23 protein-coding genes are annotated in these 25,411 nt (G+C 66.8%); 15 read left to right on the top strand and 8 right to left on the bottom strand.

Annotation, left to right across the window (positions count from 1 at the left end; genetic code table 11):
* Window positions 1-195 precede the first annotated feature (195 nt).
* The 5 genes from AT700_RS01445 (at window position 196) to aguA (ending at window position 5,844) form a co-directional block, all read left to right on the top strand.
* Complete coding sequence (locus AT700_RS01445) at window positions 196-1,572, top strand: glutamine synthetase family protein (RefSeq protein ID WP_003112937.1); 1,377 nt, start codon at window positions 196-198, stop codon at window positions 1,570-1,572.
* A 255-nt stretch (window positions 1,573-1,827) separates the two neighbouring features.
* Window positions 1,828-2,889 (top strand): polyamine ABC transporter substrate-binding protein, encoded by a 1,062-nt coding sequence (locus AT700_RS01440; RefSeq protein WP_003107781.1) that lies wholly within the window; start codon window positions 1,828-1,830, stop codon window positions 2,887-2,889.
* Window positions 2,890-2,949: 60 nt separating this feature from the next.
* Window positions 2,950-3,615, top strand: coding sequence for a TetR/AcrR family transcriptional regulator (locus AT700_RS01435; protein WP_003107783.1), 666 nt, complete (start codon window positions 2,950-2,952; stop codon window positions 3,613-3,615).
* A gap of 158 nt (window positions 3,616-3,773) precedes the next feature.
* A complete protein-coding gene (gene aguB / locus AT700_RS01430) occupies window positions 3,774-4,652 on the top strand; it encodes an N-carbamoylputrescine amidase (RefSeq protein ID WP_003111119.1) in 879 nt (292 codons plus the stop codon).
* An 85-nt stretch (window positions 4,653-4,737) separates the two neighbouring features.
* On the top strand, window positions 4,738-5,844 hold the full coding sequence (aguA, locus tag AT700_RS01425; protein ID WP_003104504.1) for an agmatine deiminase: 1,107 nt from the start codon (window positions 4,738-4,740) through the stop codon (window positions 5,842-5,844).
* Window positions 5,845-5,978: 134 nt separating this feature from the next.
* Here aguA and AT700_RS01420 read toward each other — a convergent pair whose 3' ends face one another.
* The 6 genes from AT700_RS01420 to desA form a co-directional block, all read right to left on the bottom strand.
* Window positions 5,979-7,361 (bottom strand): OprD family porin, encoded by a 1,383-nt coding sequence (locus tag AT700_RS01420; protein ID WP_003084265.1) that lies wholly within the window; start codon window positions 7,359-7,361, stop codon window positions 5,979-5,981.
* A 612-nt stretch (window positions 7,362-7,973) separates the two neighbouring features.
* On the bottom strand, window positions 7,974-8,945 hold the full coding sequence (locus AT700_RS01415; protein WP_003104500.1) for a GGDEF domain-containing protein: 972 nt from the start codon (window positions 8,943-8,945) through the stop codon (window positions 7,974-7,976).
* A gap of 112 nt (window positions 8,946-9,057) precedes the next feature.
* Window positions 9,058-10,020, bottom strand: a complete 963-nt coding sequence (locus tag AT700_RS01410) for a LysR family transcriptional regulator (RefSeq protein ID WP_003118724.1) — start codon at window positions 10,018-10,020, stop codon at window positions 9,058-9,060.
* 52 nt (window positions 10,021-10,072) lie between these two features.
* Window positions 10,073-11,029, bottom strand: a complete 957-nt coding sequence (gene speB / locus AT700_RS01405) for an agmatinase (RefSeq protein ID WP_003104498.1) — start codon at window positions 11,027-11,029, stop codon at window positions 10,073-10,075.
* Window positions 11,030-11,084: 55 nt separating this feature from the next.
* Window positions 11,085-12,470 carry a sodium:solute symporter gene (locus AT700_RS01400; protein WP_003104497.1) on the bottom strand — a complete coding sequence of 462 codons (1,386 nt, stop codon included), beginning with the start codon at window positions 12,468-12,470 and terminating at the stop codon, window positions 11,085-11,087.
* A gap of 228 nt (window positions 12,471-12,698) precedes the next feature.
* Entirely contained in the window at window positions 12,699-13,877 is a 1,179-nt protein-coding gene (desA, locus tag AT700_RS01395) for a delta-9 fatty acid desaturase DesA (RefSeq protein WP_003104496.1), read from the bottom strand.
* A gap of 171 nt (window positions 13,878-14,048) precedes the next feature.
* On the opposite strand from desA, the gene AT700_RS01390 reads away from it, so the two are divergent.
* The 6 genes from AT700_RS01390 to AT700_RS01365 all read left to right on the top strand — a co-directional run bounded on the left by AT700_RS01390 (window position 14,049) and on the right by AT700_RS01365 (window position 20,705).
* Window positions 14,049-16,331: a putative bifunctional diguanylate cyclase/phosphodiesterase gene (locus AT700_RS01390; protein WP_003162102.1), complete on the top strand. Its 2,283-nt coding sequence runs from the start codon at window positions 14,049-14,051 to the stop codon at window positions 16,329-16,331.
* A 163-nt stretch (window positions 16,332-16,494) separates the two neighbouring features.
* Window positions 16,495-16,677 carry a sulfur starvation response protein OscA gene (oscA, locus tag AT700_RS01385; protein ID WP_003084246.1) on the top strand — a complete coding sequence of 61 codons (183 nt, stop codon included), beginning with the start codon at window positions 16,495-16,497 and terminating at the stop codon, window positions 16,675-16,677.
* 176 nt (window positions 16,678-16,853) lie between these two features.
* Entirely contained in the window at window positions 16,854-17,852 is a 999-nt protein-coding gene (locus tag AT700_RS01380; RefSeq protein ID WP_003084243.1) for a sulfate ABC transporter substrate-binding protein, read from the top strand.
* Window positions 17,853-18,013: 161 nt separating this feature from the next.
* The gene (gene cysT / locus AT700_RS01375; protein ID WP_003084241.1) at window positions 18,014-18,832 is read left to right on the top strand and encodes a sulfate ABC transporter permease subunit CysT; all 819 of its coding nucleotides are present in this window, start codon (window positions 18,014-18,016) and stop codon (window positions 18,830-18,832) included.
* A gap of 10 nt (window positions 18,833-18,842) precedes the next feature.
* Window positions 18,843-19,712 carry a sulfate ABC transporter permease subunit CysW gene (gene cysW / locus AT700_RS01370; protein WP_003084239.1) on the top strand — a complete coding sequence of 290 codons (870 nt, stop codon included), beginning with the start codon at window positions 18,843-18,845 and terminating at the stop codon, window positions 19,710-19,712.
* Between the two features lie 3 nt (window positions 19,713-19,715).
* Entirely contained in the window at window positions 19,716-20,705 is a 990-nt protein-coding gene (locus AT700_RS01365) for a sulfate/molybdate ABC transporter ATP-binding protein (RefSeq protein ID WP_034013399.1), read from the top strand.
* Between the two features lie 13 nt (window positions 20,706-20,718).
* On the opposite strand, the gene AT700_RS01360 is transcribed toward AT700_RS01365, so the two are convergent.
* Window positions 20,719-21,417, bottom strand: coding sequence for an ArsR/SmtB family transcription factor (locus tag AT700_RS01360; RefSeq protein WP_003112933.1), 699 nt, complete (start codon window positions 21,415-21,417; stop codon window positions 20,719-20,721).
* A 93-nt stretch (window positions 21,418-21,510) separates the two neighbouring features.
* Here AT700_RS01360 and AT700_RS01355 point away from each other — a divergent pair, with 93 nt between their 5' ends.
* Window positions 21,511-22,263, top strand: a complete 753-nt coding sequence (locus AT700_RS01355) for a sulfite exporter TauE/SafE family protein (RefSeq protein ID WP_033939744.1) — start codon at window positions 21,511-21,513, stop codon at window positions 22,261-22,263.
* A 171-nt stretch (window positions 22,264-22,434) separates the two neighbouring features.
* Window positions 22,435-23,193: a M48 family metallopeptidase gene (locus AT700_RS01350; RefSeq protein WP_048520706.1), complete on the top strand. Its 759-nt coding sequence runs from the start codon at window positions 22,435-22,437 to the stop codon at window positions 23,191-23,193.
* Between the two features lie 39 nt (window positions 23,194-23,232).
* Here the strand turns inward: AT700_RS01350 and AT700_RS01345 are convergent, their stop codons facing one another.
* Window positions 23,233-23,748 carry a DUF962 domain-containing protein gene (locus AT700_RS01345; protein ID WP_003107722.1) on the bottom strand — a complete coding sequence of 172 codons (516 nt, stop codon included), beginning with the start codon at window positions 23,746-23,748 and terminating at the stop codon, window positions 23,233-23,235.
* Window positions 23,749-23,823: 75 nt separating this feature from the next.
* Between AT700_RS01345 and AT700_RS01340 the strand changes: the two genes are divergently transcribed.
* Both AT700_RS01340 and AT700_RS01335 read left to right on the top strand, forming a co-directional pair.
* Window positions 23,824-24,510, top strand: a complete 687-nt coding sequence (locus AT700_RS01340; RefSeq protein ID WP_003107720.1) for a Crp/Fnr family transcriptional regulator — start codon at window positions 23,824-23,826, stop codon at window positions 24,508-24,510.
* 108 nt (window positions 24,511-24,618) lie between these two features.
* Window positions 24,619-25,389 (top strand): hypothetical protein, encoded by a 771-nt coding sequence (locus tag AT700_RS01335; RefSeq protein WP_031643818.1) that lies wholly within the window; start codon window positions 24,619-24,621, stop codon window positions 25,387-25,389.
* The last annotated feature ends 22 nt before the right edge of the window (window positions 25,390-25,411 follow it).

Below are 25,411 nucleotides of genomic sequence, written 5' to 3'. Positions count from 1 at the left end.
TTGAACACGCACTCCTGAACACCCTTCGACGCGAGGTTTTTTTCGGCTTTTCGTCCGGCGAAAATGCCCTGAAAACGGCCTCAACGCCCCACAAGAGGGCGTTTTTGGCGGCTATTGACATCCCACAGGCTTTCGGATTGACTCATAGCCTACCCCCCGCATGATTGAAATTTTTAACAAAAAAGGTGTTGCATCATGTCGGTACCCCAGCGTGCCGTTCAGCTCACTGAACCGAGCGAGTTCCTCAAGGAACATCCCGAGGTCCAGTTCGTCGACCTCCTTATTGCAGACATGAATGGCGTGGTTCGCGGCAAGCGGATCGAACGCAACAGTCTGAACAAAGTCTTCGAAAAAGGTATCAATCTCCCCGCTTCCCTGTTCGCCCTCGATATCACCGGCTCCACCGTAGAGAGTACCGGCCTGGGTCTCGACATCGGCGACGCCGACCGGATCTGCTACCCGATCCCCGGCACCCTCTCCATGGAACCCTGGCAGAAGCGCCCGACCGCGCAACTGCTGATGACCATGCACGAACTGGAAGGCGAGCCGTTCTTCGCCGACCCCCGCGAAGTCCTGCGCCAGGTGGTGGCCAGGTTCACCGAGATGGAACTGACCATCGTCGCCGCCTTCGAGCTGGAGTTCTACCTGATCGACCAGGAGAACGTGAACGGCCGGCCGCAACCGCCTCGCTCGCCGATCTCCGGCAAGCGTCCGCAGTCGGTGCAGGTGTACTCCATCGACGACCTCGACGAATACGTCGAGTGCCTCCAGGACATCATCGACGGCGCCCGCGCCCAGGGCATCCCGGCCGACGCCATCGTCGCCGAATCCGCACCGGCGCAGTTCGAGGTCAACCTCAACCACGTCAACGACGCCCTCAAGGCCTGCGACCACGCGGTGCTGCTCAAGCGCCTGGTCAAGAACATCGCCTACGACCACGAGATGGACACCACCTTCATGGCCAAGCCCTATCCGGGCCAGGCCGGGAACGGACTGCACGTGCATATCTCGCTGCTCGACAAGCATGGCAACAACATCTTCACCAGCGAGGATCCCGAGCAGAACGCCGCATTGCGCCATGCGATCGGCGGTGTGCTCGAGACCCTGCCGGCCTCCATGGCCTTCCTCTGCCCGAACGTCAACTCCTACCGCCGCTTCGGTTCGCAGTTCTACGTGCCGAACGCGCCGAGCTGGGGCCTGGACAACCGCACCGTGGCCCTGCGCGTGCCCACCGGCAGCCCGGACGCGGTACGCCTGGAACACCGCGTGGCCGGCGCCGACGCCAACCCCTACCTGCTACTGGCAGCGGTGCTGGCAGGCGTTCATCACGGGCTGACCAACAAGGTCGAGCCGGGCGCGCCGATCGAAGGCAACTCCTACGAGCAGATGGAGCCGAGCCTGCCGAACAACCTGCGCGACGCCCTGCGCGAGCTGGACGAAAGCGAGATCATGGCGAAGTACATCGACCCGAAGTACATCGACATCTTCGTCGCCTGCAAGGAAAGCGAGCTGGAGGAGTTCGAGCACTCGATCTCCGACCTCGAGTACAACTGGTACCTGCATACCGTCTGAGGTAGCGGTATCGGCGCGCCGGTCCTGGGCCGGCGCCGTACGCAGCGAAATCCGGGGCGGTTTCGCAGACACTCAACGCGGGGGCGTCTGTGTCTGGGAAACCGCCCCGGTCCTTTTCTCGGAACCGGGAAATGTGCGCCACGGCACAGCCTGCCGCCACGCCTCCCGCCAGACTCGATGCTGGCCTGCATCAATGCCTCTGCCGCCTGGCTCCGGCACCATCGTCCGCTCCGTTCCGTCCAGCGAGAAGATTCCATGCCCCGCCTTTCCGCCCTGCTGTTCCTCGCCCTCGCACCCTGGCTGGCCCAGGCCGAGGAGACCCTGCGCGTCTACAACTGGAACGACTACATCGACCCGCAGGTGCTCGAGTCCTTCCAGAAGGACACCGGCATCCGCGTCGAGTACCACACCTTCGCCACCGCCGAGGAACTGGACAAGGCGCTGCGCAGTGGCGAGGCGATCGACGTCGCCGTCCCCTCCCACGACACCCTGCCGGCCCTGCTGAAGGACAACCTGCTGCGGCCGCTGGACTTCACCCAGCTGCCCAACCGCAGCCATCTCGACCGTCAATTGCTGAGCAAACTGGCCGCGGTCGATCCTGACAATCGCCACGCCGTCCCCTATCTATGGGGTGCCGTAGGCCTGGCCATCAATACCCCGCAGGCCGAAGCCGCCTATGGCGGGCCGCTGCCCAACAGCTGGAGCCTGCTGTTCGACGCCAGCCAGAGCCAGCGCCTGAAAAGCTGCGGCATCAGCCTGCTGGACGCGCCGGACGAAACCCTGGCGATCCTCCTCAACTACCAGGGCCGCAACCTCGGTCGTACTGCGCCGAGCCAGGTACGCCGCGCCGCCGAGGCGCTGCACGGACTGCGACCGAACCTGCGCTACGTCGACAGCGAGCGCTACATCGCCGACCTCGAAGGCGGTCGCCTCTGCCTGGCCATGGCCTGGGTCGGCGACGCCCTGCGCGCGGCCAAGGCGGGCCAGCCGGTAAGTTTCGAGGTACCGCAGGAAGGCTCGGTGCTGTTCATCGACAACCTGGTGATCCCGGCCGGCGCCCAGCATCCACGCGAGGCGCACCGTTTCATCGACTACCTGATGCAACCGAAGATCGCCGCACAGATCACCGCCGCCACCCTCTACCCCAGCGGCAACGCCGACGCCGCCGGCTTCCTCGATCCCGCCCTGCGCCAGCAACCGGGCCTGTATCCGGACCGCGACACCAGCCGCCGCCTGTTCGCCCTGGAAACGCCGCCGGAAAAGCTCCGGCCGGTGGTCGACGAGATCTGGAAGGCCTTCCGCGGCGCCAGCCACTGAGCGGCTTGCCCCGGTCGCGTGAGCTGGCGTCCAATAGCCGCTCACGCCCGGAGACCCGCCATGCAGCCCACCTCGTCCACCCGCAAGCCCCGCGCCAGCAGCCAGGCCCGGATCGCCGCGATCCTCGACGCCGCCCGCGGCCTGCTCGCCGACGAAGGCATCGGCGGCCTGACCATCTATAGCGTGGCCGAACGCGCGGAAATGCCGCCATCGTCGGTCTACCACTTCTTCCCCAGCGTGCCGGCCCTGCTCCAGGGGCTGACCGGCGAGGTCCACGCCGCCTTCCGCGCGTGCCTCGAACAGCCGGTGGACCATGCAGGCCTGCGCTGCTGGCGCGACCTGTCGCGGATCGTCGAGGAGCGCATGCTGGCGGTCTACGCCCGCGACGCGGCGGCCCGCCAACTGATTCTCGCCAGCCACGGCCTGGCCGAAGTCACCCAGGCCGATCGCCAGCATGACGTGCAACTCGGCCAGGCCATGCGCGCCCTGTTCGAGCGGCATTTCCTGCTGCCACCGCTGCCGACCGATATCGAGATCTTCAGCCTGGCCATGGAGCTAGGCGATCGCGTTTACGCATTGTCGGTCCAGCGTCACGGGATCATCGACGCACGCCTGGCGGAAGAAGGCATGCGGGTGTTCGACGCCTACCTGGGGCTCTACCTGCCGCCGATCCTGGAAAAGCGTAGCGAACCATTATCCGGATTTATATCCGATTTAAATCGATAGAAAATCCATAACACCCTCTTAAACCGCTTCACAGTCCGATTTTTATCGGATATAAATCCGCCCATCACTCGATCGGGCGCGACACCCCGTTCCCGCCCGACCCACAACCGGCCGCCGCCAAGCCCGGCAGCCATCCGAGCCAGCACACGAGGTGCTCCATGACCCGCAACGTCACCGTCGCCGCCACCCAGATGGCCTGCTCCTGGGATCGTCCGGCGAACATCGCCCGCGCCGAGAAACTGGTGCGCCAGGCCGCCGCCAGGGGTGCGCAGATCATCCTGATCCAGGAACTGTTCGAGACCCCCTACTTCTGCCAGAAGCCGAACCCGGACTACCTGCAGCTGGCCACCACGGTCGAGGAGAACGCCGCCATCGCCCACTTCCAGGCCCTCGCCCGGGAGTTGCAGGTGGTATTGCCGATCAGCTTCTTCGAACGCGCCGGGCGCGCCCGCTTCAACAGCATCGCGGTCATCGACGCCGATGGCGGCAACCTCGGGGTCTACCGCAAGAGCCACATCCCGGACGGCCCGGGCTACCACGAGAAGTACTACTTCAATCCGGGCGACACCGGCTTCAAGGTCTGGCAGACCCGCTACGCACGGATCGGCGTCGGTATCTGCTGGGACCAGTGGTTCCCCGAATCGGCGCGCAGCATGGCCTTGCTCGGCGCGGAACTCCTGTTCTACCCGACCGCCATCGGTAGCGAACCGCACGACGCCAGCATCAGCTCGCGCGATCACTGGCAGCGCGTGCAGCAAGGCCATGCCGGAGCCAACCTGATGCCGCTGGTGGCTTCCAACCGCATCGGCCGCGAGGAGCAGGATGGCTACGACATCACCTTCTATGGTTCTTCGTTCATCGCCGACCCGTTCGGCGAGAAAGTCGAGGAGCTGAACCGCACCGAGGAAGGTATCCTTGTCCACACCTTCGACCTCGATGCGCTGGAGCGCACCCGCAGCGCCTGGGGCGTGTTCCGCGACCGCCGGCCGAACCTCTACGGTCCGCTGAAGACCCTGGACGGTTCGCTGGAGTCCTGAGGCCTCGGGAAACGATCCGCGCGGGGACGCCCCGCGCATTCCGCGCCGGCGTCCGCCGCGCATAGCAACGATTTCAGGAGCAGCGATGAGCAACCCGACCAGCACCCCACGCGCCGACGGCTTCCGCATGCCCGCCGAATGGGAACCCCACGAGCAGACCTGGATGGTCTGGCCGGAACGCCCGGACAACTGGCGCAACGGCGGCAAGCCGGCCCAGGCGGCCTTCGCCGCGGTGGCCAAGGCCATCGCGCGCTTCGAGCCGGTCACCGTCTGCGCCAGCGCCGGGCAGTACGAGAACGCGCGCGCACGCCTCGACGACGGCAACATCCGCGTCGTGGAAATCAGCAGCGACGATGCCTGGGTCCGCGACACCGGCCCGACCTTCGTCATCGACGACAAGGGCGATGTACGCGGCGTCGACTGGGGCTTCAACGCCTGGGGCGGCTTCGAAGGCGGCCTGTACTTCCCCTGGCAGCGCGACGACCAGGTGGCACGCAAGATCCTCGAGATCGAACGGCGCGCCCGCTACCGCACCGACGACTTCGTCCTCGAGGGCGGCTCGATCCACGTCGACGGCGAAGGCACGCTGATCACCACCGAGGAATGCCTGCTCAACCACAACCGCAACCCGCACCTGAGCCAGGCGGAGATCGAGCGGACCCTGCGCGACTACCTTGCGGTGGAGAGCATCATCTGGCTGCCGAACGGCCTCTACAACGACGAGACCGACGGCCACGTCGACAACTTCTGCTGCTACGCGCGTCCCGGCGAGGTGCTGCTGGCCTGGACCGACGACCAGGACGACCCGAACTACCTGCGCTGCCAGGCCGCCCTCCGCGTGCTGGAAGAAAGCCGCGACGCCAAGGGACGCAAGCTGGTGGTACACAAGATGCCGATCCCCGGCCCGCTGTACGCGACCCAGGAAGAGTGCGACGGCGTGGATATCGTCGAGGGCAGCCAGCCGCGCGATCCCTCCATTCGCCTGGCCGGCTCCTACGTGAACTTCCTGATCGTCAACGGCGGCATCATCGCGCCGAGCTTCGACGATCCCAAGGACGCCGAGGCCAGGGCGATCCTCCAGCGCGTGTTCCCCGAGCACGAGGTGGTGATGGTCCCGGGGCGCGAGATCCTCCTCGGCGGCGGCAACATCCATTGCATCACCCAGCAGCAACCGGCGCCGCGCAAGGCCTGACGGGCATCCCGCAGGGCGGATGGCCAGCCGCGGCGCTGTTCGCCCTGGCCGGCCCGGCACGCCGAGTGGCGCCATGAATGAAAAAAGCCCGCGTCCTCCAGGAGGACGCGGGCTTTTTCCTGTCCGGCCGGAGCTTACAGCAGCGGCAGGGTGTAGCTGACGATCAGGCGGTTCTCGTCCTGGTCGCGCTGGTTGTTGCTCGAACCGGCAGCCGGCAGGCCGCTGCGGAAGGAGGCGTTCTTCCAGGTGAAGCCCAGGCCCTTGAAGGTGCCGTCCGGGATCACGTAGGCCAGGGAGATATCGCGTTCCCACTCGCTCTGGTCGCCGCGGGCGGTCTTGATCTTGTCGCCGCTCAGGTAAATGGTATTGAAGGTCAGGCCCGGCACGCCGACGGTGGCGAAGTCGTAGCCGTAGCGGACCTGCCAGGTGCGCTCGCCGGCACGCTGGAACTTGCCGATCTGCACGTCGGTGATCAGGTACGCGGTAGAACCTTCGCCATCGCCACGGTTCAGGAACGGGAAGTCACTGTCGCCGTTGAGGATCTGGTAGCCGGCGCCGATGCTGTGGCCGCTGACGGTATAGGTGAAGAGGCCGCTGAAGGCGCGGTTGTCGACTTCGCCCTTGGTCACGCCGCTGCCGTAGTAGCCGCTGCTGACGTAGCCGTCGGCACGGCCGGAACGGCTGCCGTTCTTGCCGTCGGAGCTGCTGTCGAAGGCGCGCAGGTCGGTCTTCAGGACGCCCGGGCCAATCTGCCAGTTGTGGATCAGGCCGAGGAAGTGCTGCTTGTAGAAGTCGTCCAGGTTGCCGTAGTAGTACTGCAGGGTCAGGTCCTTGTTGACCTTGTAGTCGCCACCCGCGTAGTAGAACTTGTTGCTGTCGCGCGAACTGGCGCTGCTGCCGTTGGCGCCGGCGATGCTCAGGCTGCGGTTGTCGGTGGAGTTACGGCCCTTGGAGTGCTCCAGTTGGCCGGCAACCAGGGTGAAGTCCTTGAGGTCGGTCGAGGTGACCTGGCCGCCCTCGAAGGTGACCGGCAGCAGGCGGCCGTCGTTGTAGGTGACCACCGGCAGCTTCGGCTGCAGGGTGCCGTAGCGGAACTCGGTGTTGGACACCTTGGCCTTGGCGGTCAGGCCCAGGCTGGCGAAGTCGTGCACCGGCTCGCCGTTGCTTTCCAGCGGGAACACGGTGCCCGGCTGGCGGTCCAGGCCGCTCTTGCCGGCACGGCCGCCGCCGTCCAGGCGCACGCCGAGCAGGCCCAGCGCGTCAACGCCGAAGCCGACGGTGCCCTGGGTGAAGCCCGACTGGTAATTCAGGATGAAGCCCTGGCCCCACTCTTCCTGCTTGCTCGGCGAGGCGGTGCCATTGCGGTTGTCGGTATTGATGTAGAAGTTGCGCAGGGTCAGCGATGCCTTGCTGTCCTCGATGAAACCGGCGGCGACCGCCTGTTGCGCCAGGGCACCGAGGGTACCGGCAGTGATGGCCAGGGCCAGTCGTGACTTGTTGATCTTGCGACTCTTCATTGGTCTTTTCCCCATTGGTATTGCTAATTGTCTTCCGGTCGGGGGAAGTGGAACGCGTGGGCCCGACCGGTCGTTGAAACACTGAGCGCCGTACCATCCCGGAAGATGGCGCGCGCGAAACTCGGCATTCGATGGATCAGGAAACGGCGCAACCCGCGACGATGGAACGACGGGGCAGGCAAGCAGGCAGGGAGGCAGCGAACGGAAGCGTGTGCATGGGCGTACTCGTGTCTTGTTATTGTGCGGCGGGTGTCTCGACCCACCGCCAGTGAAGGCAATTTGTAAGCCAATCTTTCCATCGGGCTCCGCCTTCGCGTCCTCTCGGGCTTCCTGCCCTTCTCCCGGCTGACGGGCCGAAGGGTGTCGGCAGAAAACCGCCTATTACAGCTTCCTTTCTGGCGAGTTACCGCCACGTTTCAGAAATCGTTATTTCCCGCGCTTTATAGCGCGTGGGTAATAAACAGTAAAATATCCGCAATAAACCTAAAAAGAATTAATTATTCATATTTAATAGCTTTAAGGAATATTGTACCGCAGCCGCGACCTGCCGGTCGCCTCCCCAAAGAGGTATTCCGTGGCGCCGTCGACAAAACGGAAACGTTTGCCCAGCGGTCAGCCCACGACGATGCAGTCCTTGCCCTGGCGCTTGGCCGAGTACATCGCGGCGTCGGCCCGGCTGTAGAGGGCACCGAGTCCCTCGTCATCGGCCTGGAGGACCGTCAGGCCCTGGCTGACGGTGATCCCGAAGCTGTGCTCGCCCTCCTGGAAGCGCAGGCGTTGCACCTCGCGCTGCAGGCGTTCGCCGATCTGTCGCGCGGTCTGCTCGTCGCAGCCGGGCAGCAGCACGGCGAACTCCTCGCCGCCGATCCGCCCGAACAGGTCGCCACGGCGCAGCGCGGCACTGCCGCTCTGGGCGATACGCTGGAGGACCTGGTCGCCGACCTGGTGGCCGAAGCGGTCGTTGATCTTCTTGAAGTCATCGACGTCCAGCAGCAGGAACGCCAACGGTATCCCCTCGCGGCGACACTCCTTGAAGGCCGCCTCGGCACTGTCGAAGAAATAGCGACGGTTGCTGCTCTGGGTCAGCACGTCGGTGGTGGCCAGCCGTTGCAGCTCGCTCTCCATGTGCTTCTTGTCGGTGATGTCCTCGGCGATGCCCACCACCATCAGCGGCAGTCCCGCCTCGCCCTGGCGGCTGACGAAGCACTTGTCGTTGAGCCAGCGGACCTCGCCGTCGCCACGCACGATGCGGTATTCGCGTTGTTCCACGGCGCCACGTTCGAGCACCTGCAGCAGGCTGCTGTCGGCGTAGTCGAGGTCGTCCGGGTAGATGCTGTTGCGCCATTCCTCGTAGTCCGCCAGCAGCAGCGCCGCGGAACGGCCGAAGATTTTCTCGTAGGCGGGACTGACGTAGACCATTCGCCGGTTCTGCCAGTCGTAGGCCCAGAGCACCGAGTTGACGCTGGCCAGCAAGGCGCTGAAGAGTTGCTCGCGCTCCTTCAGCCGGGCCACTTCGGCACGGCTGTGCAGCAAGGCCAGCGCGGCCTCCTGCGGGTCTTCGGGAATGCCGGTTAGGTCGTCCATGGATCGTCGCTCTGCTCGCGGAACGGGTTCGACCGCCAACTTAGCGCAGGGGTCGCGGCGATACAGAAATGCCCGCCGAACGGCAGGGAAAGGCTCCAGCCAGTGCGCTTGATCACAATTGCCGAGCGATGCCGTTCGTATTCGCCGGAGCCTGCACGCCCAGTTGTTTCTGCGCCTCGAACAGCGAGCGCAGGAACAGGGTCAGGGTCGGTCGTTCTTCGTGTCCCTGACGGGTAATGCAATGGAATTCCGAGTCGTAGGCCAGTTGCCGTGGCCGGATCGCCCGCATGCGCCCTTCGGCGACCCAGGTGGCGGCATAGTGCGTCGGCAGGTAGCCGATGTAGGTGCCGCTGAAGACCAGGGTAGCGATGGCCTCCATGGTGTAGGCGTCGGTCCCCTGGTTGAAGCGCAGGTCGTGCGGGCGATGGTTTTCCGCCATGTAGCCGCGGCCGACATAGTCGGCGGCGCAGATCTCGTCCAGTGTCGGCTCGTCGTCCGCCCGGGCGAAGAAGGGGTGCGCGCTGCCGCAATAGAGGTTCTGCTCCTCGCGGAACAGGGGTTGGTAGTAGAGCCCGGACAACCGGTGGTGAAAGGCCCCCACCGCCAGTTGCAGGCGCTCTTCCAGCACCGCGTGCTCGAGTTCGTCGGGACGCCGCGTGTGCAGCTTGAGCAGCACCTCCGGGGCGCGCTGGCGAAACAGCCGGATGGCCAGCGGCAACGGCAGGCAATGCTGGCCGATGACGCCATCGACGCAGCCCAGGTGCAACGCCTCGCGATCGCGCCCGCCGAGGCCGCGGACCTGCTCGCGGAAACGGGCGATGTCGCTGAACAGGCCGAGCGCGGCGTCGTAGAGCTCCTGCCCCTCCTCGGTCAACTGGAAACCGCCGTTGCCGCGCCGGCACAGGGAATAGCCCAGGCGCACCTCCAAGTCGCGCACCAGCACGCTCAGGCGCGACAGGCTGGTGTTCAGGCGCGCCTGGGCGGCAGTGAAGCCGCCGGCCTCGACGATGGCGCAGAAGGTGCGCAGCATGCGCAGGTCGATGTCGTTGAGGTTGCCCAGCATTCCCGCCCCCATGGCGTTCGGTCCGCCTTCGTTATAGCGCCAAAGCCAGGCCGGCGGAACGCCGTCAGGCGCTTCGCGCGGCCGACTCGGCAAGCAGGCAGAGCAGTTCGAACATCATGGTCGCCCCCACCAGCGCCGTGGCGCCGCCGACATCGAACGGCGGCGAGACTTCCACCACGTCGGCGCCGACCAGGTCCAGCCCGCGCAGGCCGCGGACCAGTTGCTGGGCCTGGAGGCTGGTCATGCCGCCGATCTCCGGGGTGCCGGTGCCAGGCGCGAAGGCCGGGTCGAGCACGTCGACGTCGAAACTCACATAGGTCGGCCCGTCGCCCACCACCCGCCGGGCTTCGGCCAGGGTCGCCTCGACGCCCAGTTCGACGAACTCTTCCATGTGGATCACGCGGATGCCGCACTCGCGGGCGAAAGCGTCGTCGTCCGGCGAATACACCGAGCCGCGAATGCCGATCTGCACCGTGCGCAGCGGGTCGAGCAGACCTTCCTCGATGGCCCGGCGGAATGGCGTGCCGTGGGTGTAGGGGTTGTCGCCGAAGTAGCGGTCGTTGGTATCGGAATGCGCATCGAAATGCACCATGCCCAGCGGCCGCTCGCGACCCAGGGCGCGAAAGATCGGCAGGGTCACCAGGTGGTCGCCACCGACCGACAGCGGCAGGGTACCGGCGGCATGGACCTGGCGATAGAAGCCTTCGATTCGGCGCAGCGAATCGAGCAGGTCGATGGGATTCACCGGCGCATCACCGAGGTCGCCGACCCGCACCAGGTCGTAGGGCGCGATGCGGCTGACGTGATGCACCTTGCGCATCAGGCTGGACAGGTTGCGCACCTCGCGCGGGCCATGGCGGGCACCGGCGCGGTTGGTGGTGCCGCCATCCCAGGGCACGCCGATCAGGCCGACCTGCAGCGCCGCCGGGTCGGTGAACGCCGGCAGGCGCATGAAGGTCGGGATGCCGGCGAAGCGTGGAATCTCGGCGGCGTCGAGGGGCTGCGGATGGTCGTTCGACATGGGGCGTCTCCGTGTGGCGGGAAGAAAGCGCCGGGCGCCGCCCGGCGCGGTGGGTTCATTCCGGCTGGGCTCGCAGGCTGGCGGCAGGACGGGTAGCCAGGCTGACCGCGACGAAGGTCGCCAGGCTGGCCAGCAGGCCGTAGACGATCGGCGAGTTGGCGAGCAGGCCGTCGCGGGCCATGCAGGCGATCACCGCCAGGCAACCGGCGACGATGCTGGCGATCGCTCCCTGCGGACTGGCCCGACGCCACAGCAGCGCGCCGACGATCGGCACCAGCAGGCCGCCGACCAGCAGGTTGTAGGCGATGCTCAGGGCCGCGATGACATCGTTGACCAGGCACGCCAGGACCAGCATCGCCACGCCCATCAGCAGGGTGATGCAACGGCTCAGACGGATGTCGCTGGTGGTACCGGGGCGGAGGAAGCGCGCGTAGATGTCTTCCTGCAGCACGGTGGCCGCCGCCAGCAGGCACCCGCTGGCGGTGGACATGATCGCCGACAGCGCGGCCGCCACCACCAGGCCGCGCAGGCCCGGCGCCAGTACCTCGCGGGTGATCTCGGCGTAGGCGTTCTCCGGCACCGCCAGGTCCGGCAGGAGGACCCGCGCCGCCGCGCCGATCAGCGCGCAGGCGGCGCCGTAGAGCATGCAGTAGACGCCGGCGCCAAGCCCGGCGTAGCGCACCACCGTCTCGCTGCGCGCGGTGAACACCCGCTGCCAGATGTCCTGGCCGATCAGCGCGCCGAAGAAGTACAGGAGGAAGTAGGTGAGGATGGTATCCAGGCCGATGTGGCCGAGGTCGAAGAAGCCCGCCGGCAGCACCTCCTGCATGCGCGCCAGGCCACCGGCGCCGTCGATCGACAACGGCAGCAAGACCAGGAAGATACCGACGGTCTTGATCACGAACTGGATGATGTCGGTCAGCGTAAGGGACCACATGCCGCCGATCACCGAATAGACGATGACGATCCCGCCACCGCAGAGGATCGCCGGGATCCGCGGGATGCCGAATACCACCTCGGTGACCGAGCCGATGGCGATGGTCGCGGTGACCGCCACCATCAGGTCGTAGGCGACCATGACCACCCCGCCGATCAGGCGCGAGGAGGCCTGGTAGCGCTGCTCCAGCACCTGGGTCACGGTGAACACCCGCAGGCGCGCGATCTGCCGCGAGAACACCAGGCTGAGGACGATGATCCCCAGGCCGAGCATGAACACCAGCCACAAGCCGGACAGGCCGAACTGGTAGCCGAGCTTGACCGTACCGATGGTCGACGCGCCGCCGAGCACCACCGCGGCCATGGTTCCCAGGTAGAGGCCGGGGCCGAGGCGGCGTCCGGCGACGAGGAAATCGCTCTGGCTCTTCGCCTTGCGCATTCCGTACCAGCCCAGGCCCAGCATGGCCAGGGCGTAGACCAGCATGATCAGGTAATCCAGCAACATCGCCCGCGCTCCTTTTCTTGTTGTTCTGCGTGACGCCCGGCGTGGCGCCTGGGCACGCCGAAGATAGGCCGGGCGCCGCCCGGGCTGAATCCCGGATCGGGCAAGTCGACTTGCGGAGGAAGAGAAGTATCGGCGGGGCGTCGCACTGGCGACGCCGAAACGCAACGCGCCGGCAGGAGCCGGCGCGTTGCAGAGGCGGCTGACGCACCCGCGAGGGCGCGCCAGGCGTCAGGCGGGACGCAGCGAGTAGGTCTTCAGTTGCGCGGCGAACTCCTTCAGCGACTGGATACCGCTGGCTTCCGCCTCATGCACCCAGTCCTTGATCGCCGCCAGCATGTCGTGGCCGTTGGCGCTGGTCTTGGCCCAGATCTGCTGCAACGCCAGGCGCTTCTCGTAGATCACCTTCAGCGCCTGGCTGTGGGCGAGCATCGAGTCGATGCGCACGTGGTGGCGGTCCTGCAGCAGGCTGGTCTCGCGCGACAGCAGGCGCTTGGCGCGGCGGAACAGGTGGCGCACCGACTCGTCGGCCTTGGCCACTTCCTGCTTGACCAGCGGCGCGATCACCAGCTTGCGGTACTGCGCCATGATCTGGAAGCGGTTGTTGAGGATCGCCATGGCGGTGTCCATGTCCAGGCTGTGCTTGCCCTCGACCCGATGGGCGATCGGCGCGACCCGGGCGACCCTGGCCAGGCGCAGGAAGCTGAACAGCTTGATCCAGGCCCAGCCCAGGTCGAATTCCCACTTCTTCACCGACAGCTTGGCCGAGTTCGGGTAGGTGTGGTGGTTGTTGTGCAGCTCTTCGCCGCCGATGAGGATGCCCCAGGGCACCAAGTTGGTGGCGGCGTCGCGGCATTCGAAGTTGCGATAGCCGACCGCGTGGCCGAGGCCGTTGACCACGCCGGCGGCCCAGAACGGAATCCATACCATCTGCACGGCCCAGACGGTCAGGCCAAGGGCGCCGAACAGGGCCAGGTCGATGAGCGCCATCAGCACCACGCCGCCGATCGGGAAGCGCGAGTAGAGATTGCGCTCGATCCAGTCGTCCGGGCAGTTCTTGCCGTAGATGCGCAGGGTGTCCTGGTTCTTCGCCTCGGCCTTGTACAGCTCCGCGCCTGCGCGCAGGACGGTGAACAGGCCCTTGTGCACCGGGCTGTGCGGATCCTCGACGGTCTCGCACTTGGCATGGTGCTTACGGTGGATCGCGGTCCATTCGCGCGTGTTCATCCCTGTGGTCAACCACAACCAGAAACGGAAGAAGTGCTGCAGCGCGGGGTGCAGGTCGAGTGCACGGTGGGCGGAATAGCGATGCAGGTAGACGGTCACGCTGACGATGGTGATATGCGTCAGCACCAGGGTAACTGCCACCAGTTGCCACGGCGACAGGTCGAGAAAACCGTTGAACCACATAGGCGGTACTGAACCTCGGGGGGACTTGGGAGTGATAAGGGCCTTGTCTGACAAAACCTGGGGGCATTATCACCAAGCGGCTGGGGATTACCATCCGTTCTTTTAGATATGAACAGGGCCGGATGGCCATCATTTATACTGCCCGGCCAATAATTGCCCACTGAAAATCCCATGAGCCCCCGCCTGAGTGCCCTTCGCCTGAGCCTGGCTTATCTCGCAATCGCCATCGCCTGGGCGTTCCTGAGCGATCATTTGTTACAAAACCAGGTCCAGGACCACGACCAACTGGTGTTCTGGATGACCGCCAAGCGGCTGTTCTTCTTCGCCGCAACCGGCCTGCTCCTGTACCTCTACCTGGTACGCCAGTTCCGCCGCAAGGCCCAGGCCTACGACGAACTGCACGGCAGCGAGCAGCGCCTGAACCGCGCCCTGGAAGCGGTGCGCGACGGACTCTGGGACTGGGACCTGGTGACCGACCGGATGTTCGTCTCGCCGGGCTACGCCGCGCTGATCGGCCTCGCTCCGGAGGAACTCGGCGACCCCATCGAGACCTGGAAGAAGCGCCTGCACCCCGAAGAGTACGCCACCGTGCTGGAGGCCCACCGCAACCACCTGCAGGGCCTGACCGACAATCTCGACCACATCTACCGCCTGCGCCACAAGGACGGCGACTACCGCTGGATCCACTCGCGCGGCCGGGTCCTCCGCGACGCCCTGGGCAAGCCGCTGCACTACACTGGCGTGGCCCGCGACATCACCCTGCAGCGGCTCAAGGAAGACCACCTGCGCCAGGCCGCGGCGGTGTTCGACAGCACCCGCGAGGGCGTTCTGGTCACCGACGCCCAGGCGGTGATCGTGCACGTCAACCCTTCCTTCGAGCGCATCACCGGCTACCGTTCCGAGGACGTGCTCGGCAAGACCCCGGCGATCCTCCGCTCCGGCCGCCAGGACCAGGCGTTCTACCAGCGCCTGTGGCTGGCCCTGCGCGAGCAGGACGTCTGGAGCGGAGAGATCTGGAACCGTCGCAAGAGCGGCGAGATCTACCCGCAGTGGCTGCACATCCGCGCGGTGCGCAACGACCAGGGCCAGCTGACCCACTACGTCGGGGTGTTCTCCGACCTGAGCAGCATCAAGCGCTCGGAGAACGAGCTGGACTTCCTCGCCCACCACGACTCGCTGACCGGCCTGCCCAACCGCGTGCTGCTGCGCGAGCGCATCGAGCAGGCGCTGGAGAACGGCAAGGACCGGACGGTGGCCGGGGCCCTGCTGCTGATCGACCTCGACCACTTCAAGCACATCAACGACAGCCTCGGCCATACAACTGGCGACATGCTCCTCAAGGAGGTCAGCAAGCGCCTGCAACACCAGCTCGACGAGCGCTGCCTGCTGTCGCGACTGGGCGGCGACGAATTCGCCATCCTCGTCGAGAACGACGACCCGGAAGCCGTCGCGCGACTCTCGCAGCGCATACTCGACGGTTTCAACGCGCCGTTCGACATCCACTGCCAGCCGATCTATATCAGCGCCAGCCTCGGTGTCAGCCTCTACCCGGAAGACGCCAGCGACGTCGACCACCTGATGCAGCATGCCGACGCCGCGCTGTTCCAGGCCAAGGACAGCGGGCGTAACGCCTACGCCTTCTACACCCGCGTGCTGACCGCCCGGGCCCGCGCCCATGTCCAGGTGGAATCGGCCCTGCGCCATGCGCTGGATCACGACGAACTGCGCGTCCACTACCAGCCGGTGCACGACCTGGCCAGCGGGCGGATCGTCGGCGTCGAGTCGCTGGTGCGCTGGCAGCATCCCGAGCGCGGCCTGGTGCCGCCAGGCGAGTTCGTCCCGGTGGCGGAGGAATGCGGGCTGATCGCCGCGCTGGACAATTGGGTGCTCAAGCGGGCCTGCCGGCAGATGCGCGAATGGCAACAGCGCGGCGTCGAACTGGAGTTCGTCGCGGTCAACGTCTCCAGCCGGCTGTTCAACCGCGGCGGCCTGGAGGAAAGGATCGCCAACGCCCTGGAAGAGTCCGGGCTGGAGCCCCGCTACCTGGAGCTGGAAGTCACCGAAAGCGCGGTGATGGAGGACTTCGAACAGTCCCTCAACCTGCTCTGCCGCCTGCGCATCCTCGGCGTGAACCTGGCCATCGACGACTTCGGCACCGGCTATTCCTCGCTGATGCGCCTCAAGCGGCTGCCGGTGCACAAGCTGAAGATCGACCAGGGCTTCGTCGCCGGCCTGCCCGGCGCGGTGGACGACGCCGCGATCGCCCGGGCGATCGTTGCCCTGGCGCAAAGCATGGGGCTGCGGGTGGTTGCCGAGGGCATCGAGCATCAGGACCAGGCGCTGTTCCTGCGCGAACATGGCTGCGACTTCGGCCAAGGCTACTGGTACGGACGGCCGCAACCGGCGGAAGCGCTGCGCTTCGACCTGCCGCCCGTGGCGCTGCCGGAAGACTGAGCCTGGCGGCGAAGCCGGGCCGCTTCGCCGTCTTATAACCACTTTACCTATAAAGATTCTTAAACAATATTTTTAAGAATATTGCCCACTGCTTACTATGCGCCTCACGCCGCCTCCACTTCGTCGAGCAACGCGGCACCTCGAGCCACAGGAGCAGAGACCCATGAGCGCAACCCTCAGAAGCCTGGATGGCCAGGACGAAGCCACCATCCTGCGTGAAATCCAGAGTGCCCTGCGCGGCCTGCGCTTCGGCGCCGTCGAGATCACCGTGCACAACGGCCAGGTGGTGCAGATCGAGCGCAAGGAAAAATTCCGTCTGCAGCAACCGGCCGTCAAGCAGGCCTGAAGCACACGACCCGACTGGACCACCGGAGGCGTCTCGCCATGAACATCCGTTCGATACCCCATCCGCACCGGTACTGCAGCTGTCGGCCGCGAATGCGCGCCTGACGCCCCGTGTTCCCGTCGTTCCGCCAACACCCCATTAGAACAATCGAAACAGCACACACCTAGGAGCTGCACATGTCCCTTCGTCGTTTCGCCCTGGCCGCACTCGCCAGCGCCCTGGTCTCCGGCCCGGTTGCCGCAGCCACGCAACTGCTGAACGTTTCCTACGACCCGACCCGCGAGCTGTACCAGGCCTACAACGCGGCCTTCATCAAGCACTGGAAGGCCCAGGGCGGCGAGGACCTGACCGTCCAGCAGTCCCACGGCGGCTCCGGCAAGCAGGCCCGCGCGGTGATCGACGGGCTCAAGGCCGACGTGGTGACCCTGGCCCTGGCCGGCGACATCGACGAACTGCACAAGCTCGGCAAGCTGCTGCCGGCCGACTGGCAGGCACGCCTGCCGGACAACAGCACCCCCTACACCTCGACCATCGTGTTCCTGGTGCGCAAGGGCAACCCCAAGGGAATCAAGGACTGGGGCGACCTGACCAAGGAAGGCGTGGAAGTCATCACGCCGAACCCGAAGACCTCCGGCGGCGCGCGCTGGAACTTCCTCGCCGCCTGGGCCTGGGCGAAGAAGCAGTACGGCAGCGACGAGAAGGCCAAGGACTACGTGCAGGCGCTGTACAAGCACGTACCGGTACTCGACACCGGCGCCCGCGGCTCGACCATCACCTTCGTCAACAACCAGATCGGCGACGTGCTGCTGGCCTGGGAGAACGAGGCGTTCCTGGCGAAGAAGGAACAGGGCGGGGAAAACTTCGAGATCGTCGTACCCTCCATCTCCATCCTTGCCGAACCGCCGGTCGCGGTGGTCGACAAGGTGGTCGAGAAGAAAGGCACCCGCAAGGTCGCCGAGGCCTACCTGCAATACCTGTACAGCGAGGAAGGCCAGCGCATCGCCGCGCAGAACTTCTACCGGCCGCGCAACCAGAAGGTCGCCGCCGAGTTCGCCACGCAGTTCCCGAAACTGAACCTGGTCACCGTCGACTCCGATTTCGGCGGCTGGAAGACGGCCCAGCCAAAGTTCTTCAACGACGGGGGCATCTTCGACCAGATCTACCAGGCGCAATGATCGCGACGGCAGACCCGTCGCCCGAACCACGGCCCCTCTCCCAGACCCTCTCCCGGACGGGCGAGGGGGCTAGCAGGCCCGGTCCCGTACCGGGCCCACTGCCGGAAGGAACCGGCACCGGGAGAGCCACCAAGCGTTCCAACGCAGAGTAAGGACAGAACATGTCACGACGCATTTCCCCGGTCATACCCGGCTTCGGGCTGACCCTGGGATACACCCTGGTGTACCTCAGCCTGCTGGTCCTGATCCCGCTGGGGGCCATGTTCCTCAAGACCACCCAGCTCAGCTGGGAGCAATTCTGGGCCATCATCAGCGCGCCGCGGGTGCTCGCCGCGCTCAAGCTGAGCTTCGGCACCGCGCTCGCCGCCGCCGTGCTCAACGGCTTGATCGGCACGCTGCTGGCCTGGGTCCTGGTGCGCTACGAATTCCCCGGACGGAAGATCATCGATGCCATGATCGACCTGCCCTTCGCCCTGCCCACCGCCGTCGCCGGTATCGCCCTCACCGCGCTCTATGCGCCGGCCGGCCTGGTCGGCCAGTTCGCCAGCGACCTCGGCTTCAAGATCGCCTATACCCCCCTGGGGATCACCCTGGCGCTGACTTTCGTGACCCTGCCGTTCGTGGTCCGCACGGTGCAGCCGGTGCTCGCCGACATTCCCAAGGAAGTCGAGGAAGCCGCCGCCTGCCTCGGCGCCAGGCCGCTGCAGGTGTTCCGCCATATCCTCGTGCCGGCGCTGCTGCCGGCCTGGCTGACCGGTTTCGCCCTGGCCTTCGCCCGGGGCGTCGGCGAATACGGCTCGGTGATCTTCATCGCCGGCAACATGCCGATGAAGACCGAGATCCTGCCGCTGCTGATCATGGTCAAGCTGGACCAGTACGACTACACCGGCGCCACCGCCATCGGCGTGCTGATGCTGGTGGTGTCCTTCATCCTGCTGCTGCTGATCAACCTGCTGCAGCGTCGCATCGAAACCCCGTAAGGAGGGCGCCATGTCCAGTGCAAGCATTTCCGCTGCCACCGCCAGCGCCTCCCGCCGCGGCAACGCCGGCGGCCGCCTGGCCCTGATCGTCCTGGCCTGGCTGGTCTTCGCCCTGTTCCTCCTGCTGCCGCTCTACGTGGTCCTGAGCGAGGCGCTGAAGCAGGGTTTCGGCACCTTCTTCGAGGCGATCCTCGAACCCGACGCGCTGGCCGCGCTGAAGCTGACCCTGATCGCGGTGGCCATCTCGGTGCCGCTCAACCTGCTGTTCGGTGTCGCCGCCGCCTGGTGCGTGAGCAAGTTCGAGTTTCGCGGCAAGAGCATCCTGGTGACCCTGATCGACCTGCCGTTCTCGGTCTCGCCGGTGATCGCCGGCCTGATCTACGTGCTGTTGTTCGGCGCCCAGGGCTACTTCGGCGAATGGCTGAGCGACCACGACATCCAGATCGTCTTCGCGGTGCCCGGCATCGTCCTGGCGACCCTCTTCGTCACCGTGCCCTTCGTCGCCCGCGAGCTGATCCCACTGATGCAGGAGCAGGGAACCCAGGAGGAGGAAGCCGCCCGCCTGCTCGGCGCCAACGGCTGGCAGATGTTCTGGCACGTGACCCTGCCGAACATCAAGTGGGGCCTGATCTACGGCGTGGTGCTCTGCACCGCCCGGGCGATGGGCGAGTTCGGCGCGGTGTCGGTGGTTTCCGGACACATCCGCGGCGTCACCAACACCCTGCCGCTGCACGTCGAGATCCTCTACAACGAATACAACCACGTCGCCGCCTTCAGCGTCGCCAGCCTGTTGCTGCTGATGGCGCTGGTCATCCTTCTGCTCAAGCAGTGGAGCGAATCCCGCATGTCCCGACTGAAAAGCAATGCTGACGAGGAATGAACCATGAGCATCGAAATCCGTAACGTCAGCAAGAACTTCAACGCCTTCAAGGCCCTGGACGACATCAACCTGGACATCCAGAGCGGCGAGCTGGTGGCCCTGCTCGGCCCCTCCGGGTGCGGCAAGACCACCCTGCTGCGGATCATCGCCGGGCTGGAAACCCCGGACGCCGGCAACATCGTGTTCCATGGCGAGGACGTCTCGCAGCACGACGTGCGCGACCGCAACGTCGGCTTCGTCTTCCAGCACTACGCGCTGTTCCGCCACATGACGGTGTTCGACAACGTCGCCTTCGGCCTGCGCATGAAGCCCAAGGGCGAGCGGCCGGGCGAGTCCGCGATCAAGGCCAAGGTCCACGAGCTGCTCAACATGGTGCAGCTCGACTGGCTCTCCGACCGCTATCCCGAGCAGCTCTCCGGTGGCCAGCGGCAGCGTATCGCCCTGGCCCGCGCGCTGGCGGTGGAGCCGAAGATCCTGCTCCTCGACGAACCCTTCGGCGCCCTCGACGCCAAGGTACGCAAGGAGCTGCGCCGCTGGCTGGCGCGCCTGCACGAGGAGATCAACCTGACCTCGGTGTTCGTCACCCACGACCAGGAAGAAGCGATGGAAGTGGCCGACCGCATCGTGGTGATGAACAAGGGCGTGATCGAGCAGATCGGCTCGCCCGGCGAGGTCTACGAGAACCCGGCCAGCGATTTCGTCTACCACTTCCTCGGCGACTCCAACCGCCTGCAACTGGGCAACGACCAGCACCTGCTGTTCCGCCCCCACGAAGTGTCGCTGTCGCGTTCCGCGGTGGCCGAGCACCGCGCCGCCGAGGTCCGCGACATCCGTCCGCTGGGGGCGATCACCCGGGTAACGCTGAAGGTCGACGGCCAGGACGAACTGATCGAAGCCGAAGTGGTGAAGGACCACGACAGCCTGGCCGGCCTGGCCCGCGGCGAGACCCTCTACTTCAAGCCGAAGGCCTTCCAGCCGGTGGCCAATCTCTGATCCCGCGGCGGGTTCAGCCCGCCGTGCGCTCCGCCAGGCCGCGCAGTCCCGCGCGGCCCTTCGACGACACCTGCAACGCCCGCGAGCCGTCCTGCGGCCGCAACCAGCCCTGGCGCAGACAGGCCTCCAGCAACGCCGCCCCCAGCGCGCCGCCGAGGTGCGGCTTGCGTTCGCTCCAGTCGGGGCAGGCGCAGGCGAACTGCCGACGGCGGCGGCGGACCTCCGCCAGGTCGATCCCCAACCCGGCCAGCCCGGCCTCGCCGGTCGCGCTCAGGCGCAGCGTCCTGCCCTCCTGCTCGATCCAGCCGGCATCCAGCATCCGTGCGAACACACCGACCGCGAGTTCGCCGGCCAGGTGGTCGTAGCAGGTCCGCGCCTCGCGCAACGCCGACGGCGTGCCGTGGCTCGGCGGCAGGCTGCGCCGCTGCGGCTGCAGGGCCAGGGAGGCGCTGGCCAGCGCTTCCACCGCCTGCCCCACTTCCGGCCCGGCCAGGCGATAGAAGCGATTGCGCCCGCGCGCCTCCAGGCTCAGCACGCCGCCCTCGACCAGCCGTCCCAGGTGGCCGCTGGCGGAGGACGGCGAGACGCCTGCCAGCAGCGCCAGCTCGCTGGCCGGGCGGGCGCTGCCATCCATCAGTGCCCAGATCATCTGCGCGCGGCCGGGATCGGCGAGCAGCGCCGCCAGCGAACTGAAGCCGGGATTGAATTGCATGCTTCACCTCCGGATGAAACATTGCCTGTCGACGACGAGAGATACTGGCCGCCATCGCCCGCTCGCGCCAGCCCGAGACAAGGAAGAACCCGCATGTCCGTCGACCTCCACGCCCTGATCCCGCTGATCGCCCTCACCTTCCTTCTCGCCGGCTTCGTCAAGGGCGTGGTCGGCCTGGGCCTGCCGACGGTCTCGGTGGGCCTGCTCGGCCTGGCCATGCCGCCGATGCAGGCGGCGGCGCTGCTGATCGTACCGTCGATGGTGACCAACCTCTGGCAGCTCGCCTGCGGCCCGCGCTTCCTCGGCTTGATGAAGCGCCTGGCCGGCCTGCTGTTCGGGGTGGTCGTGGGCACCCTGCTGGTCGGCGCATGGCTCGGCGGCGACGCGCCAAGGCAGGCCACCGGCGTGCTCGGCCTGGCCCTGGCGGCCTACGCGCTGCTCGGCCTGGCCGCGATCCCGCTGCACCTGCCGGCACGCCACGAGCCCTGGGCCGGCCCGCTGGTCGGGCTGGCGACCGGCGCGCTGACCGCGGTCACCGGGGTTTTCGTGATTCCCGCGGTGCCCTACCTGGGAGCCCTAGGATTGCAGCGCGACGAACTGGTCCAGGCCCTCGGCCTGTCGTTCAGCGCCTCGACCCTGGCCCTGGCGGTCACTCTCGGCGTGCATGGCGACCTGCTCGAACCGCAGATGCTCGGCGCCTCGCTGCTGACCCTGGTCCCGGCGCTGGGCGGGATGCTCCTCGGCCAGTGGCTGCGCCAGCGGATCAGCGCGACGCTGTTCAGGCGCTGCTTCTTCGTCGGTCTCCTGCTGCTCGGCGCCGACCTCGCCTGGCGCGGTTTCCACTGACGCCAGGGACGCATTGCGCACCCGCCAGGGCGGGCCTGCGGCCTTCGCGGGACTTCCGACGAACGGCACAAGCCGCTATCATCCGCCGCCGCGCGACCCCCACCGGGCGCGCGGCACCGGGCGGAACACGCCCGTCCGGCACGGAACGCCACCTATCGCAAGGAGCATACGATGAAGACCCGTCTTTCCCTTTCCGCCCTGGCCCTCGCCTGCGCCACCCTGGCCGGCTGCCAGAACCTGCCCCAGGGGGACCTCATGCAGCACAGCATGATGGCGGTGAAGGCTGCAACCCTGAGCGACGCCGAGGTCCGCCAGGTCGCCGACCAGGCCTGCGCCGAGTCCGACCAGCAAAACCGCATCGCCCCGGCCAACAGCAAGTACGGCCAGCGCCTGGACAAGATCGCCAAGGCCCTGGGCGACCAGATCGACGGCGTGCCGGTGAACTACAAGGTCTACCTCACCGAGGAGGTCAACGCCTGGGCCATGGCCAACGGCTGCATCCGCGTCTACAGCGGGCTGATGGAGCTGATGAGCGACAACGAGATCGAAGGCGTGCTCGGCCACGAGATGGGCCACGTCGCCCTCGGCCACACCCGCAAGGCCGCCCAGACCGCCTACGCGGCCGCCGCGGTGCGCGGCGCCGCCGGCGCCTCGAAGAGCGGCGCGCTGGCCGCCCTGTCCGGCTCCCAGCTGGGCGAACTCACCGAATCGCTGGTCAACGCGCAGTTCTCCCAGTCCCAGGAATCCGACGCCGACGATTTCTCCTACGAGCTACTGAAGAAGCGCGGAGTGAACACCCAGGGCTTGGTCACCGCCTTCGAGAAGCTGGCCAAGCTGGGCGGCGGCGACAGCAGCATGTTCGATTCGCACCCGGGCTCCCAGGCCCGCGCCGATCACATCCGCCAGCGCATCGCTGCGGATCGCAAGTAACGCTCCCACCCCGGTCTCCCGCGCTCGCGGGAGACCGCCTCACGCCGCCCGCTTGTGCTCGCGAATGCAGGTCGGGCCGGCGCGCTCCTCGACCTCGCGCTGCACGTCGCCGCGCAGCCCCAGCAGAAAGGCCAGTTCCGCCAGCACGAAGAGCGGACCGACGATCAACCCGCTGAGATCGTCGACGAAGGCCGGCTTGCGCCCTTCGTAGTAATGACCGACGAACTGGATGATCCAGCCGACCACGAACAGGCCGACGCCCCAGCCCAGCCAGGCCGCGGTAGTCCCCGCCGCCAATTGCGCAGCGCCCCACACCGTCAGCGCCAGCAGCGCCGTCATGGCCACGCCGAAGCGCAGGTCCAGGCGCAGGTAGAACAGCGCCGCGGCGAGCGCCAGCAGCAGCGCCGGAGACAGGCCGAACCCCAGCGCCGGCCGCGCCAGCAACACGGCGATGGAGAGGACGATCATCGGAATGCCGATGAAATGGCTGAAGATGTTGCGCCGGTCGCGGTGGTAGGCGGCGTATTGCGCAAGGTGATCGACTAGGGTTTTCATTGTTGTGGTCTCACGCCAGGGTTCTCGCATCATCGCGCCGCCCCGGTTTTCCACTCTGTCAGCTAGACGACAAACATGAACGAGCGTACCGACTACCGTTCGCAACTCCAGGCCGGCCGCTGGTTCCAGGGTTTGCCGGAGGCCTTGCAGACGCACCTGCTGGCACTCGCCCAACCGCGCCAGTTGCCGCCGGGCCAGCGCCTGTTCGCCCGCGGCGACGCGCCCTGCGGACTGTACTGCGTGGTCGAGGGCGCGATCCGTATCAGCGCGGTCAGCGAGAACGGCAAGGAGGCGCTGCTGATCCTGGTGGAAGCGCCGCACTGGTTCGGCGAGATCGCCCTGTTCGACGGCCAGGCGCGCACCCACGATGCCTACGCCGAAGGCCACACCCAGCTACTCCAGGTACCGCAGGCGGCGCTGCTCGAACTGCTTCGCCGCGAGCCGCACTACTGGCGCGACGTGGCCCTGCTGATGAGCCACAAGCTGCGCCTGGCATTCATCGCCCTGGAAGAGATGGCCCTGCTGCCGGCCGCACAACGCCTGGCGCGGCGCCTGCTGATGCTCGCCGAGGGCTACGACAACAGCCGCAGCCGGCAGGTCCTGCACCTGCCGCAGGAGCAGTTGGCATTGATGCTGTCGTTGTCGCGGCAGACCACCAACCAGATCCTCAAGGACCTCGAAGCCCAGGGCATCCTCCAGCTCAGCTACGGCGGCATCGAGATTCTCGACCTCGCCGGCCTGCGCGCGGCCACCCACGGCTGAGCGCGAATCACACTTTCGAACGCTTGCAGGCGCGCCATGGCCGGCTACCGTGTGCAGGGCACCTGCCCTCGGTGCGGATATCCATAACGACAACAACAGGATCTCCCCATGCTCCGTCCTGCCCTTTTCGCTGTCCTCTGTCTTTGCTGCCTGTTGCTGGCGCTGCCGGCGCGCGCCGCCCTAGACGACCAGCAACGCGCCCTGCAACAACTGCAGGTCCAGGCCTGTCGCGCGGTGGGCAGCCTGTTGTTGCTGCGCGGCGAGGGTTTCCAGGAACAGCACGCGGCGCAACTGGAGAAGGACCTCGCCAGCCTCGACCGCGCGCTCGCCGCCGCCCCCGAGGGGGTGCTCCTGCGGCAAGGCGAAAAGACGCTGGTGGCGCGCATCCGTGAAGGCGCGGCCTACGGCCCCCGCGAAGAGGACCTGCCCTGGCGCTACCCGCAGCAACTGAGCCGCGCCCTGCGTGACTTCCTCAACCTGGTGGAACGCCAGGTGCCGCCGCCCCCGCCAGGCCAACCCCTGCCGCTCTGGCAGTTGCCGGTGCGGGTCGAGTACCTGTCCCTGCAATACCTGGCGCGCGCCTACCTGGGCGGGCTGGAGATTGCCCGCGAGCAGCCCCGGGACTATCTCGGCCAGGACGAGAGCGTGCTGGTCCCGCTGATCGACCGGCGCATCGCCCTGCTGGTGGCGCAAAGCGCCAACCCGGCGGGACTGAAGAAACTGGAGAACCGCTGGGAGTACCTGAGCCAGGCCCTGCGCGACCTGAACAGCAAGAGCAGCGCGCTGGTCAGCGCTTCCGGCAGGCCCTGGGCGCCGATCATCGTCGACCGCCACGCGCGGGCCCTGAGCGAAAGCCTGATGCGCTTGAGTGCGGAGTGAGGCCACGCGCCGCACGGGGCGG

This window comes from Pseudomonas aeruginosa (assembly GCF_001457615.1).
Classification (GTDB): Bacteria; Pseudomonadota; Gammaproteobacteria; order Pseudomonadales; family Pseudomonadaceae; genus Pseudomonas; species Pseudomonas aeruginosa.
The sequence above is the reverse complement of the archived record's forward strand: the minus strand, read 5'-3'. Positions and strand labels throughout refer to the sequence as shown.